The organism is Streptomyces sp. NPDC001231, assembly GCF_042896885.1.
Lineage (GTDB): Bacteria > Actinomycetota > Actinomycetes > Streptomycetales > Streptomycetaceae > Streptomyces.
The window spans coordinates 1-13,361 of record NZ_JBIAXS010000048.1 but is presented as its reverse complement, the minus strand read 5'-3'; the positions used below and the strand labels follow the sequence as shown (position 1 = coordinate 13,361).

The following is a 13,361-nucleotide window of genomic DNA, read 5'->3' as shown; positions in this document are numbered from 1 at the left end:
AATTGGCGGGAAACTGCGGCGGGAGAGTGAGGGCGGGATGGCGAGATTCATCGCGGCGGTGGTGGCGCTGGGGGTGACCGCGGGAGCGCTGGCGCTGGTGTACGCGGTGGGTGCTCCGCTGCCGGTGGTGCTGGGCGCGGCGGCCGGGGTGCTGAGCCTGCTGTGGCTGCTCGTGCTGCTGACCGTTCCCTGGAACGTGTACTTCCGGGCGCAGACGGTGCTGACCGAGATCGCGGTGAGCCGGGACAAGGGCCTGGAGGTTCCGTCTACGCGCGATGTGGAGGCGGCACGCATAGCCCGCACAATGCTGCGGGTCGCCGTGGCGGGGCATGTGCTGACCGCGGCCGGGGTGGTGGCGGTAACGTCGACAACGGGTCACCGGGCCGGGTACTGGATCGCGGGGTTCTTCCTGCTCAGCATGGTCTTCCGGCCGGCGGGCGCCTGGTTCACGCAGTTGCGCAAGCGGCTGGGCACCCTGCTGAAGGACGTGACCTTCCCGCGTGATGACGTGGTGCGGCTGCAGGAGCGCATGGGGCACACGGACCGAGGCGTCAAGGTCCTGGAGGAGAAGACCGAGGAGCAGTATCGCGCGCTGGCCGAACTGCGGCGGGCCGTGGATGCGTTGGGGGTGTCCCTGTACGGTCGCGCCGACGAGGCCGACCGCAGGATCGCCGCGCTGGCCCGGGAGTTCGAGATGACGGTGAACCGGCTCACCGACAACGAGGAGATCATCACCGGGCTCAAGGCGTTCCTGCGGCTGCTGCGGACGGGGCACGCCAGTACCATCGGCAGGGCCAGCGCGGACGCCTGACGGGCCGTTTCCTGACGCGGTGGCTTCGGCGCGCCGAGGGCCGCACAGGCTCGGACCAACAGCCCGGTTCAGCAACAGTGGAGCTTCGCCACGGCCTGGAAAAAGTTACCGGTCGTGTATGCCTTCACAGAATCGTGAAGTACAGCGTTCCGGCGTCCCCCAGCTGCTGCACACCGGCGGCGATGGGAAATGGGCCACCGTCGTCTCCTTCCCCCGCGACTCGTGGGTGCACTTCCTCGACAGCCACCGCGTCCACGATCACGTCCGGCACAGGCAGGTCCGTCCGCAGGAAACGGCCACGCACCCTGTGCTCGTCGTTCGAAGTCACCAGCGCCCAGGACCCTGGCGGCAGGCCGTGCAGCAGCTCGGATGCGCCGTCGAAAGCCGCATAGACGCCGGATCGGACGTCCTCGTCTTCCAGGTCGTGCAGCGTGGCCAGGCACTCGCGCGGATCTTGGTCCGTAGCAACCTGAGCGAACGTACTGGTGATCTCACCCCGCACCGTGGACGGCCATGTCGAGCGCATCCTGGGCAAGCTCGGCTTCGCCTCCCGACGTCAGGACCGAGGGCTTCACGCAGGGCGCGGCAGGCCGCCACGTCGTCGGCGTAGGGGCGGCGTCCGACCTTCACCTTGAACGTGGTGATGCCGTTGCTGTCCCGGATCCGTTCGGCGGGCGCGAAGCCGACCATGTGGCTGACGCGCATGCGGTCGGTGTAGCCGCCGAGCAGCCCGGAGACCGGCATCCCGGCGGCCTGGCCGAGGATGTCCCACAGCGCCATGTCGAGGGCGGACTTGGCGGTCGGGTTGCCTACGGTGCGGTCCAGGCGTTCGTGGACAGCCTCCCGCTCCAGCGCTGTCAGTCCCAGGATCTGTGGCGAGAAGATCTTGTCGATCACCGTGATGATCGACTCCTGGGTCTCACCGTAGGTGTACGGGCGTGGCGGGGCCTCGGCCGTGCCGATGAGCCCTTCGTCGGTGTGCACCCGGACCAGGACGTGGTCGGGGGTATGCACCTCGCCGCTCGCGAATTTCAACGGTTTCGCATAGGGAATGGCATAGGGAATTGCCTCCACCTGGACGATCTTCATGCCACTCCTTGGGGCATCTGCGGGCCTGGCCCGAGAAATGCGTCGTTGCGTTCCAGCACCCCGAGGAGATTCAGCAGCGGCGGTGATCCGTCGTCCTCGCGCCAGGCCAGGGCCAGCGGGACGGACAAGGCGTCCGTGATCTCCTTGTACCGGACCCCCTCGCGGGGTGCGGAGCGGATGGAATCCGGCAGGACGGCGATCCCCAGGAAGGGATGGGCAGTCCGCCTCCGGAGCCGAGGCGCTCCAGGATGGAGATCAGCAGGTCGTCTGGTGCGGCGAGTGTGCACTGCGACAGTGGGGTCGCCACGTGCCGTACACGCAGCGACGGCCGCTGCCCGGACGGCACGGCAGTCAGTCGGTGCCGTACGACACCGCTGGGGCGGCCCTCGAAGTCCAGCAACGGCAGCACCGAATGTCCTGCCTGGGCGGCTACCTCGGACAGGAAGCGGTCCACGGTCAGTCAGTCGGGACCGGTGACCACCGGACTGGTCATCGCCTCTGTCACCTGTACGCCGCGAAGGCCGTGAACAGTTCGGCCCACCGTCGTTCGGCCGCGGCGGTGCCCGTCACGAACAAGCCGATGACCATCAGTCACAATCCGCCCGACACACCCCTCACGAAGGCCACCCACCGCATGAGGGCCCAGCACCATGCCGACGACCTGTCCGCTGCGTCCGGCCGCCCGCTGGGCCCGTTCGCGGTCCCGCGTAGGCCACCACAACACGGCCTGCAGCACCCGACCCCCGTCCAGTGGCGCGGAGGGCAGCATGTTGAAGGCGCCCAGCAGCAGGTTCGTGCCCCCCAGCCAGCCCAGTACGGGAACCGGTACCCCAGCCGAGCGTCGCGTCCACCGCGGCCGAGCCCCCTATCGCAGCCCCGCCGAGCAGAAGGCTGGCGACCGGCCCGCTGCCGGCGACTGCGAATGCTGCCCGCGCCGTCGTCGGCCGGTCCATCCGGGTCAGTCCACCGAGCGCCCACAGTGTCATGTCCCGCACGGGTATCCCGGCCCTGCGGGCCGTCAGCGCGTGCGCCGCCTCGTGCACCACCAGGCTCACCACCAGCAGCAGAGCGCCAGCCACCCCGGCGACCGCGTACGCGGCGGGTGCCAGGCCCGGCGTGTAACTGGGCAGTGTCCGGCTGGCCAGACCGGATGCAAGGAGCAGCATGATCAACGGCACACTCCAGTGCGCCCACACCGCCGCCCCGCGCACACTCCCGATCCGGATCGAACCCCTCATCGCTATCACCACCGACAGACACACGGGGCGCAGTTGAGAACGCGCTCCAGGCCCCCCTTCCATGGTCCTTCGGCGTCTCACGATCGAAAGCAGTCCTACGACACCAGGCCGGCGCGGTCCGGAACTGCGCCTGGATCCTCCGCAGCGCCGCGATCGCCGCCGAGGCAGAAGCAGTGCTTTGGACCTACGGTGGTCTGACAGGGGTCGACAAGCCGAACCGGCGTTGCGGAGGAGGCTGCGATGGAGGAGCACTTCGTCTGGGTAACGACGCGCCGGCTTCAGCCGGGCACCTTGGCGGAGTTCGAGAGGGCATGGCGTCCCGCCCCATACCCGCAGGGTCTGCGCCGCGCCTTTGCGTACTGGTCCGAGGACGGACGGGAGATCACCGGGGTGTCGTTCTGGGACTCCAAGGAGGTATGCGACTCCTGGCGGGCCTCCGCGCCGGAGGCGCAGCGGCGTACGGCCATGGCCCCGTACGTCGTCGAGGAGCGGGAAGGTTTCTACCGCGGCCGTGAACTGGGCATCCCCCAGGAGTAGCCGTTCGCGAGCGGGTGCCGCTGCAAGCCGCAGCGGTCCCTCCGGCGACGCATCGACGGTGGGGCAGTCGGTCACGACCGTCAGGTGGTCATCACGGCATCGCAGTCGGGGCAGATCACGGACGCGTACCCTGCGGGGTACCAAGGCGCCCCAGGGTGCTCGGATGGCTGCTGGCAGGCCGTCTCCATAGCGAAGGTGTCCTTGCCGCAGAGAGTCCGCGGTCCAGTCGCGGTGGGCGTCCCCGGGGCGGTGGGCGCCGCATGCACCCGGCGGACGGTCCGTGCCTCACCAGGCGCCCCGCCCGGGGAGGTGCGCGTGCCCACCGGCTTGTCGAGCTCGTACACGAGGACGATCGCGCCCATGCCTCTACGGTAGACGGCCTCATGGCCAATCCGCGGTGGGCCATCGTGCTCAGTCTGGGGCTGAGCGTGGGGGTAACAGCGCTGCAGTTGGTCTTCCCTCAGGAGTCCGAGCACCGGTTCGGCTGGTGGAAGAACCGGTGGGCCTACCGCTACCGCCGCCGTTACAGTAACCCGCTGCCGCTCATTACGCGACAGATCACGCCCTGCCGGCCGCCGCACCTGGTCTGCTGCTCGGGGGACAACTCCACCGTCAGGAACTCTCTTTGCTATGAGGGTGCGCCGCACCTGCCAAGGACGTGTTTCGTGGCGAAGGCCGCGGAAGAGGGCTTCGCATGATCTCCCTGGCCGGCTCGGAGCCTGACCTCTTCGACCAGGCGGGCGCTACCGGAGGACCTTGAGTCCGGGGTGGGGTCGGCAGGTCGTTCCGGCATTCGGTCTCGAGCGGACGGTACAGGCCGCTTCTGAGTGCGAGGTGCGCCGTCGTCGCGCTGGCTCGGTCATTGCTCAACTGGTCCTTTTTCCTGCGTGGTCGACTGCCGGTCCATGCCGCCTGCCTGCCCGGTCGACACTGCTTGGGCGCCTTTGTGTCGACTCGCGTCCGCCGTCCTCGGACAGGGGTGATCGAACTCTGACCCCGCCAAGGCGGCAGCTAGGTAACTAGACAACCTGGTGACTAGACAGTCTGGTTTCCTTAGTCGTAAGGTCACTCGCAGGTGGCCAAGATTCACCTGTTCCGACTTGAACATCTGGGCTTTTTGCTCCCTTGACGTTCTTTGTAGCCCGCCGATTGATCGAGGTAAGGCATGACTGAGTCGAATGACACCGCCGTCCCCGCGCTGTGGGGTCCGATGACTGCGCTGGTACTGCAGAACTCGCCGGCCTCCGGCCCGCGGTTGCGGGACCTCCCTGCGTTCGTCCGCGCATTCGGCGAGGTCAAGCTGGCTGCGGTGCGCGCGAACAGTGACCTCGGCGTCCTGGACGAGGTGCGCGTGAGGGTCATCGCAGAGGCGGCGAGCGAAGTCGCGCAGGGTGGCCTGATAGATCAGTTCCCGGTGCGACTCGTCGCCACCGGTGGCGGTACCGCGACCAACATGAACGTCAACGAAGTGCTGGCGTCGCGGGCGACCCAGCTGCTCTCGGGCGACGCGGATCTCACGATCCACCCCAACGATCATGTGAACCGGTCTCAGTCCTCGAACGACACCTACCCGACCGCGACGAAGGTGCTCCTGGTGCGCCAGGCGTACGCGGTCACGGCGGCCCTGCGGGAGCTTGCGCGCAGCTTCCTCCGGCAGGCAGAGCAGAATGCCGGAGTGGAGCGGATGGGGCGCACCTCCTGGCAGGACGCCGTCGTCGTCCCGGTGTCGGCGACGCACCAGGCGCACGCAGCGGCGGCTGAACGGTTCGCCGACCAGTTCGAGGCTGCCGCGCAGATGCTGCTGGCGGTTCCGCTCGGAGGGACCGTGCTCGGAACCGGCGTGGGAGCGCCGGAGGGATTCAAGGCTTCAGCGGTAGAGCACCTGGCCGACATCACGGGTCTGCCGCTGCGGCCGAGCGCAAACCCCATCGATGCGTTCGTGCACGCCGACGGCTACGCCGCGCTGGCCGACACCGCAGCCCGGTGTGCCAGCATCCTGTTCAAGCAGTGCCACGACTTGCGCATCCTCAGCTCGGGCCCGAACGGCGGACTGTCGGAGCTGTCGCTTCCCAAGCTTCAGCCCGGATCGTCGATCATGCCGGGCAAGGTCAACCCGGCCGTACCCACCATGGTTATCCAGGCGACCTTCGCGATCCGAGCGGCCGCCACGGGGGTGGGCATGGCCGTCGCTTCCGGCGACCCCGATACCTTCGGGCACGGGCCCGCTGTCGTCGCTGGTCTCTCCCCGGCGCTTACCGAGCTGGCCTCCGTGGTGTCCGTGCTCACCGACAAGTGCATCGAGGGACTGCGCTGGAACAAGGAGCGGCTCGCTGCACTCGGTGCAAGTCCCTTCGATGTCGCGATCGCGCGGGCGGAGAAGGACGGATATGACGCAGTGGCCGGCCGCTCGGCCCGTACCTACCTGTCGGCACAAGAGGAAAAGTAATGAACGTGTACACCAGCACCAGAGCCGACACCGCGCGATTCGGGGCAGTGCCGGCTGACGGGTCGACCGGAAACGGGTGGTATGCCGAGTTTGTCGGGCAGGCGGTCCCAGACCAAAGCAGTCGTGCCCGGCATGAGGTGCTGCAGCGGGGCTCTAGGATGGGGCACTGATGCGACCGGCGACGAAACTGCAGCGGACGAGCCTGGTGGACCAGGCCGTCGAAACGCTGCGCACCGAAATCATCGACGGTTCGCTGCCCCCCGGCACGCCGCTGCCCGAAGCGCAGGTCAGTGAGTGGATGGGCATCGCCAGGCCGACGGTCCGTGAGGTGCTGCTGCGGCTGCAGAACGATGGCCTCGTCCAGAAGCAGGGCCGCGGAGTGGCACTCGCGGTCACCCGCATCACCCGTGACCAGATGGTCGACATCTACATCGCGCGGTTCCATCTCGAGGCGGCCGGCGCCCGGTCGTTCGCGACCGCCGCCCCGTCCGCCCGCGAGGAACTGGACCAAAGCCTTGAGGCGCTCGACGCAGCGATCGCATCGGCCGACCGGCTCAACCAACTCCGCCTCGAAGCTCGCTGCCACACCGCAGTTGTCGGCTTGACCGGCTCGCAACGCTTGGTCACTGCCCACACACAGCTGATGGTGGAGGCTCGACTGGCCGCCATCACGGCGGGCGATGTCGATCACGAGATCGTCATGGCCAATCACCACAAGTTCGTCGACCTGCTTCGGGCAGGGCAGGCAGAAGCCGCCTGCCAGCAACTCGAGGAACGCATGAACGCTGCCCGCGGCCGGCTCCTGAAGAACCTTCCTGAATGATCAACCGGGCTCGCCATCGTTTCGCGGCCCACACGTTGACCCTCTTGAGCGCACAGCACCACCGCCACCCACACGGCTGGTAGCGCGCCTCAACGATCAGCTCCCCGGCTCCGCCTTTCCCCGCCGGAGCTGGGGAGCTTTCCTCGCAATCCGTTGACCCTGGCCAGTCTGCCGACGACGGTTGCCGTCACTGTCTCACATCTCCGTTACACAACCTCTCGGATAACGGAGATAAAGGTTCTCCTATTCCGCCAGCGAACGGGATGAGCATCCCATTCCTGGTGTTCAGCGATCAATCAAGTACATACGGCATCGATGTATCCACACTAGTTTCAAATTGGAGGTGCGGCCGACATGAAGAAGTTCATCAGTGTGGCGCTCGTGCTCGGGCTCTCAGCGTCACTGGCCGCCTGCACGTCTACCGGCCCGGACGCCGGCGCCGGTGGAAAGGACGTAGTTGTCGTCCAAGGCTTCGGCGCCGAGTACGAAACCCTCTTCAAAGAACAAATCGCGAAGCCCTTCACGAAGAAGACCGGCATCCAGGTCAAGTACAGAGCTGGGGGAGCCGGAGCGGAGACCTACGCCGCCATCCGGGCCGCTAGCGGCGAACCAGGCTTCGACCTCGCCGTGATGACCTACTTCGAGCTCGACCAGGGCCACCAGGACCACCTGCTTGCCCCGGTGACCCTGAAGCAGGTGCCGAACATGGCACACGTGCCCCAGAAGCTGCAGAAACACACCTACGGTGTCGGTGCCATCCAGGACGTCCAGCAGGTCTCCCTGATGTACAACCGCGACGACTTCCCGAAGCCGCCCACCAGTTGGGACGTGATGTGGGGCCCCAAGTACGGCAAGGGCGCGCTGGTCTTCAACCCGAACAACATCCTCGGGGTCTACGCCCTGCTCAACCTCGCCGACATAGGCGGCGGGGGAATCACCAACATGGGCCCCGGCTTCAAGCGGACCGAGGAGATGGCCAAGCACGCCCTCGCCACCCCCACGACCTCGGCCGAGGCCGTGCCGTTCATGGCGAAGCAGACCGCCACGGCCTTCCCGTACTTCGACGGCCGCGCCGCGATCTACGCCAAGACCAACAACTACGACTTCACCGTTCCCCGTGAAGGCACATACGCGCACCTGGGCGGTCTCGGTATCCCGGACGGTGCCGAACACAAGGACAACGCCTACAAGCTCATCGACTACTGGCTTTCCAAAGAGGTCCAGGAGCGCTGGGCGCGTGCCTACAACGTCGGGCCCGCAATCAGCGGCCTGACCTTCCCCGCGGACTTCGCGGCCAAGCACATCACGACGCCGGAGAAGCTTGCCAAGGTCAAGATCGCTGACGCGGCGACGGTCAACAAGCACCGCACCCAGTGGCAGCAGGAGTGGCAGGAGGCAGTGCGATGACCACCTCCCTGACGGCCTCGCCCCCGCGCGTGCCGGTGCCGGCGCCGGCACGGAAGCGTTCCAGGCTGCCATTGCTCACGTTGCCCGCGACGGTCTGGGTGCTGGCGGTGTTCGCCGTCCCGACCATGATCCTCCTCGCCAGCAGCGTGCTGACCTACGACGGCGCCAAGGTCACCACGCATCTCACCTTCGAGCACTACACCGATCTGTTCGGCGACAGCTACTTCCGGTCGGTGCTCTGGGACACCATCTGGACCTCCGTCGTGGTGGGCCTGGCCTGTACGGCCATGGGGCTCCTCGTCGCCCACTTCCTCGTCCGGTCCCGCTCGCGTCTGCGCACGCTCGTCCTGCTCATCGTGGTCTCGCCCCTGGTATCCAGCGTCGTCGTCCGTACCTACGGCTGGCTGGTGCTGCTCCAGGACGACGGGCTGCTCAACAAGATTCTCCTCTGGGCAGGAGTGACCGACGCACCCGTCGCGTTCATCGGGACCTGGTTCGCTGTGATCGTCGGGCTCGTGCACGTGCTCCTGCCGTTCGCGGTGTTCACGGCGATGTCCAGCGTGCAGAGCGTCGATCCCGCACTGGAACGCGCATCCCGCGACCTCGGTGCGGGGCCGGTCCGCACCTTCTTCCAGGTCACGCTGCCACTGATCCGGCCCGGCTTGATCTCCGGTTTCATGCTGACCTTCGCGATCAGCCTCGGCGCGTTCGCCACGGCCGCCGTACTCGGCGGCGGGCGGGTCCAGACCCTCGCCACCCTGGTCCGCTACCGCGTGGTGATCAGCCTCGAATGGGGCCAGGCCGCGGCAGTCGCAGTGGTCATCCTCGCGGTGAGCGCCATCACGGTGTCCGCACTGCTGTGGGCCGGCAACCGGTCACGAAAGGGGCTCTGACCATGACCATGCGCTTTCGTCCATGGATCCTGCTGCGCTCCGTACTTCTCGCCCTGGTCATGCTCTTCATCGCCGTGCCGATGGTCGTCGTGGTGTGGACCTCCATCCAGCCGGACACCTACCCGGCCTTCCCGCCGAGCGGACTCTCCTTGCGGTGGTGGCACTCTGCGCTCACCCGCGAGTGGCTGCTGCCCATGGCCCTGTCTGCCCAAGTCGCACTGGCATCCGCGCTGTGTGCCCTCGTCATGGGCACAGCCGCTGCGTACGCCCTGTCCCGCGGCCGGGGCCGTGGCCGCGCCGCGCTGGAGGGCTTCCTGGCCACCCCCCTGCTGCTACCGGAGATCGTGATCAGCCTCGGCGTCGTCCAGCTGATCTCGATGCTGAGCGCGCGCGGACTGATCGGCTCCCCCCTGCTGGTAGTGACGCACACGGTGATCGGCATCCCGTTCGTCCTGCGCACCGTGGGCGTCAGCCTGCTCGGGGTCAACCCCCTGTGGGAACGAGCCGCCCGCGATCTCGGTGCCACGCCCCTGCGCGCGTTCACCTCGGTCACCCTGCCGCTCATGCGATCAGGCATGTTCGCGGGAGCACTCTTCGCCTTCATCATGTCGTTCAACAACGTCGAAGTCTCCCTGTTCCTCACCACACGCGACGCGAACACCCTGCCCATCCAGCTCCTGCAGTACATGGAGTACGAGTACTCACCCACCCTGGCCTGCGTCGCGGTCACCAGCGTCCTCGGCATCTGTGCCATCGCAGGCATCGCATCCCGGTTCACCCACCTGACCGAGTTCATCCACGGAGGTACCAAGTGACCGCACTCAGCACCGACAAGCGGCCGGCCACCCAGGCAAGAGCCGGCGGATACGCGGTCACCCTGGGCGGCATCCGTAAGCAGTTCGGCTCCTCGGTAGCCGTCGAAAACCTCGACCTCGATGTACGCCCCGGCGAGTTCCTCACCCTGCTCGGACCCTCCGGCTGCGGCAAGACCACGACACTGAACATGATCGCGGGCTTCCTGACCCCGGACAGCGGACAGATCATGCTCGACGGGCAGGACGTACACCAACTGCCACCGGACCGGCGCGACACCGCCATGGTCTTTCAGCAGTACGCACTGTTCCCTCACCTGACCGTCGGCCGAAACGTCGGCTACGGACTGCAGATGCGCAAGCGCCCCAAGACGGAGATCCGCAAGCGCGTGGCCGAGGCGCTCGAACGTGTCGGGCTCGCCGGTCACGAGGATCGCCTGCCCAGTCAGCTCTCCGGCGGGCAGCAGCAGCGCGTCGCGCTGGCCCGGGCCATCGTGGTGCAGCCGAAGGTGCTGTTGTTCGACGAACCGCTGTCCAATTTGGACCTGAAGCTGCGTGAGCAGCTCCGCCTGGAGATCAAGCACCTGCAGCGTGAACTCGGCGTCACCTCAATCTTCGTGACGCACGATCAAACCGAGGCACTGGTGATGAGCGACCGGATCGCGGTGATGCGAGCCGGCCGGATCGACCAGCTCGACACGCCGGAGACGATCTACCGGGAACCGGCGAACGCGTTCGTTGCCGGATTCGTCGGCCAGTCCAACCTGATTCCCGGCGTCTGTACGGAAGCCGGAGCCGACCGATGTGCCGTCCGGTTGCCCACATCGAACATCGTGCATGCGCTGCATCCCGGGACGGTCACGGCGGGCGACTCCGTCCGCGTCCTGCTCAGGCCGGAGGCACTCCGCCTGGGCGGGGAGAGCGCGGCAACGTCGATCGCCGGCCAGGTGGTCGAGGTCGTCAACGAAGGCAACATCGCCACTGTCGTCGTTGAGATCGCAGGAGACGTCCGGCTCCGGGTCGCCGTGTCCGACCCGGCCGCGCTCAGCCTTCCCGCGCGCGGCGACATGATCTCCGTCTCTGTTCCGCCAGGCGCCGCTCGAGCGCTGCCCGCAGAGGACTGAAATCTCACACCTCTGAAGCAGCAGAGACCGCGACGGGAGCGGGCGCGGCCCACCTGCCACCCCTGCTGGCTCCGCTCGGTTCCAGCGCCGTTGCCCGAGCGGAAGAGTCCCGGCCGCCCCACCCAACGCGGCCGGGACTCGGCTTCCTACGCAAGAGGGATCGGTGCCTCAGAGCTTGCGCAGATAGGCGCGATGGAGCGCCCCGGTGGCAGAACAGGCACAGGCCCTGGCGACCATGGAGCTGCGACGCTCTGTGATCACCGGAGAGACCTGTGCCTGCACTGCCATCATGGCCGACCAAGCCCCTCTGGGACCCATTCTCGGCGCTGCTACCCACGCGGCCGGTCTACGACCCGGCCCACCCACTGGGCTGTCACCGCCCGCGGATCAGCGATCGGATCGTCTTCGAAGAGTTGCTGCAGGTCCTACGGTTCGGTTGCTCCTACCAGGCCATCGCCGACACCACCTGCTCGGCCACCACCATCCGCAGCCGCCGTGACGAGTGGATCCAGCTCGGCGTCTTCGCCCGGCTGAAGCGGATCACCCTGGAGGCGTACGACCGCATCATCGGCCTCGTGCTGGACCAGATCGTCATCGACGGGGCGATCACCAAGGCGCCCGGAGGCGGAGAAGCCGCTGGACGATCCCCCGTCGACCGAGGCAAACAAGGACTGAAACGCTCGGGCATGACGGATGGTTACCCGAATCCCGCTGGGCCGCGTCCTGGCCGGAGCGAACTGCCACGACTCCCCGCTGCTCGCCACGACCCTGGACCTTCTGGACGACCTCGGCCCACTGCCCGACGACATCACCGTGCACCTGGACGCCAGCTACGGCTCAGGCAAGAGCCGTACCACGCTTGGGACACGCGGCCTCCACGGCCGGATCGCACACAAGGGCGAGAAGGCCCCCGTCCAGGCCACCCGGCGTTTGCACGTAGAGTGCACCCACGCCTGGCAGAACGCCTTCCACCGGCTGGCCCGCTGCTACGAGCGCAGGATCGGGGTCATCGATGCCTTCTTCGACCTCGCCGACACCATCATCACCGTGCGTAGCCTCATCCGCCGAGCCTGGACCACTCACCGCTGGGACGACCGCCCCACTCGGCGACCATGACCCCACGCGCATCCGCGTGACGTCTTAGGCTGCTGCGTGCCAGCGCTCCAGGTCCGTCCAGAATCGGCGAAGGTCGACGCCGAGGCGGTGAAGGATGCGCACGGACTCGTTGGAGCTGTCCGCGAGTAGCCCCCAGAGCAGGTCTTCGCAACCGATGTGGGTTCGGTCGCCCCGACGGCGAGCCGTCGTTGCGGCCACCTCGATCACCTTCCGGCCCTGCCCATTTAGCCGGAGGATGCCGAGCGGACCTGTGAGCGTCAGGCGCAGGGGGAGGGCGCGTGAGCGGCGGAGCCCCCACAGCACCGGATCATCCGAGCGGAGAGAGGTCGCGTCAAAGGCACGACGCCGGACCTCGTCGAGGTCGATGCCAAGGTCGGCGAGTAACTCGCCATCACGTTGACGTCGATCGGTCTCCCCACGCTCTTCAACCTCGGCGAGCACGGCGAAAGGAGTGAGGTCGAGCGCCTGCAGTGGCAAGCAGGTGGAATCGACCTTAGCGAGGGCCGCCAGGAGATGTCCGGTGCCGAGGACATCCCGGCCAGCGTCGATGGCCAGAACCCCCGCCCGCACGACAACTCGGCGCGCGGGCTGAGTGAACCCCGTGAGCATCGTCACCTCTGACCCCCAGAAATCCGACTCTCGACGTGACCAGCGTGCTTTCTGTGTGCGGACTGCCGCTTCACGCCAAGTGCAGAGGCGATGGCTTCCCACGACCAGCCCTGGGCACGGGCGTTGCTCACATGCAACGCTTCCAGTTCGTCCAGCAAACGGCGCAGAGCAGCCACCCCGGCCAACCCTGCCGCTGGGTCGCTGCTGTCGACGGCAGCAGCCAGTTCAGTTACCGACTCCATACTGTCAGCATAGGCTGACACGTAGAGGGGTGTCAGCACTGGCTGACAAGGAATCGGCGTGAGGCATCCAGAAGCGCGACCAGAGGTGCTCCATCGCGTCTATTTGCGTGAGCTCTTAACTTGAAATTAAACCTTCGGTGATCGTTCGGGGATCGAGTGGTTCACCCACATGGGAATCTGCCGGACATGACGACGACCTCCCTTTCACGCTGTG

Annotated in this window: 11 protein-coding genes and 4 pseudogenes; 9 read left to right on the top strand and 6 right to left on the bottom strand. The window is 67.2% G+C overall.

All coding sequences use genetic code 11. The features are described 5' to 3' along the window. Positions 1–37: 37 nt before the first annotated feature. The gene (locus tag ACFY3J_RS36575) at positions 38–811 is read left to right on the top strand and encodes a hypothetical protein (RefSeq protein WP_390842680.1); all 774 of its coding nucleotides are present in this window, start codon (positions 38–40) and stop codon (positions 809–811) included. 157 nt (positions 812–968) lie between these two features. On the opposite strand, the pseudogene ACFY3J_RS36570 reads toward ACFY3J_RS36575, so the two are convergent. From ACFY3J_RS36570 to ACFY3J_RS36550, 5 genes and pseudogenes are all read right to left on the bottom strand, one after another. Beyond that, a pseudogene (locus ACFY3J_RS36570) lies at positions 969–1,292 on the bottom strand (phosphatase); the annotation flags it as partial. A gap of 71 nt (positions 1,293–1,363) precedes the next feature. Then, positions 1,364–1,900: pseudogene (locus tag ACFY3J_RS36565) on the bottom strand (mandelate racemase/muconate lactonizing enzyme family protein); the annotation flags it as partial. Beyond that, positions 1,897–2,028, bottom strand: a complete 132-nt coding sequence (locus ACFY3J_RS36560; protein WP_390842679.1) for a hypothetical protein — start codon at positions 2,026–2,028, stop codon at positions 1,897–1,899. The pseudogene ACFY3J_RS36565 and the gene ACFY3J_RS36560, both read right to left, overlap by 4 nt. A gap of 332 nt (positions 2,029–2,360) precedes the next feature. Further along, on the bottom strand, positions 2,361–2,714 hold the full coding sequence (locus tag ACFY3J_RS36555; protein WP_390842694.1) for a site-2 protease family protein: 354 nt from the start codon (positions 2,712–2,714) through the stop codon (positions 2,361–2,363). Between the two features lie 55 nt (positions 2,715–2,769). Continuing rightward, positions 2,770–3,066: pseudogene (locus ACFY3J_RS36550) on the bottom strand (site-2 protease family protein); the annotation flags it as partial. A gap of 312 nt (positions 3,067–3,378) precedes the next feature. Between ACFY3J_RS36550 and ACFY3J_RS36545 the strand changes: the two are divergent. From ACFY3J_RS36545 to ACFY3J_RS36510, 8 genes and pseudogenes are all read left to right on the top strand, one after another. Beyond that, positions 3,379–3,675, top strand: coding sequence for a hypothetical protein (locus tag ACFY3J_RS36545; RefSeq protein ID WP_384183152.1), 297 nt, complete (start codon positions 3,379–3,381; stop codon positions 3,673–3,675). Positions 3,676–4,840: 1,165 nt separating this feature from the next. After that, entirely contained in the window at positions 4,841–6,121 is a 1,281-nt protein-coding gene (locus ACFY3J_RS36540) for a lyase family protein (protein ID WP_390842677.1), read from the top strand. 169 nt (positions 6,122–6,290) lie between these two features. Next, a complete protein-coding gene (locus ACFY3J_RS36535; protein ID WP_384183147.1) occupies positions 6,291–6,944 on the top strand; it encodes a GntR family transcriptional regulator in 654 nt (217 codons plus the stop codon). 354 nt (positions 6,945–7,298) lie between these two features. Next, positions 7,299–8,351, top strand: a complete 1,053-nt coding sequence (locus tag ACFY3J_RS36530; RefSeq protein ID WP_384183144.1) for a PotD/PotF family extracellular solute-binding protein — start codon at positions 7,299–7,301, stop codon at positions 8,349–8,351. Beyond that, on the top strand, positions 8,348–9,244 hold the full coding sequence (locus ACFY3J_RS36525; RefSeq protein WP_390842676.1) for an ABC transporter permease: 897 nt from the start codon (positions 8,348–8,350) through the stop codon (positions 9,242–9,244). Before ACFY3J_RS36530 ends, ACFY3J_RS36525 begins: the two co-directional genes overlap by 4 nt. A gap of 2 nt (positions 9,245–9,246) precedes the next feature. Continuing rightward, a complete protein-coding gene (locus ACFY3J_RS36520) occupies positions 9,247–10,059 on the top strand; it encodes an ABC transporter permease (RefSeq protein ID WP_384183138.1) in 813 nt (270 codons plus the stop codon). Next, positions 10,056–11,180, top strand: coding sequence for an ABC transporter ATP-binding protein (locus ACFY3J_RS36515; protein WP_384183136.1), 1,125 nt, complete (start codon positions 10,056–10,058; stop codon positions 11,178–11,180). The genes ACFY3J_RS36520 and ACFY3J_RS36515 overlap by 4 nt, the downstream gene beginning before the upstream one ends. 272 nt (positions 11,181–11,452) lie before the next feature. Beyond that, a pseudogene (locus ACFY3J_RS36510) lies at positions 11,453–12,296 on the top strand (IS5 family transposase). Between the two features lie 24 nt (positions 12,297–12,320). Here ACFY3J_RS36510 and ACFY3J_RS36505 read toward each other — a convergent pair. Next, the gene (locus tag ACFY3J_RS36505; protein WP_390842693.1) at positions 12,321–12,905 is read right to left on the bottom strand and encodes a Clp protease N-terminal domain-containing protein; all 585 of its coding nucleotides are present in this window, start codon (positions 12,903–12,905) and stop codon (positions 12,321–12,323) included. Positions 12,906–13,361 lie beyond the last annotated feature (456 nt).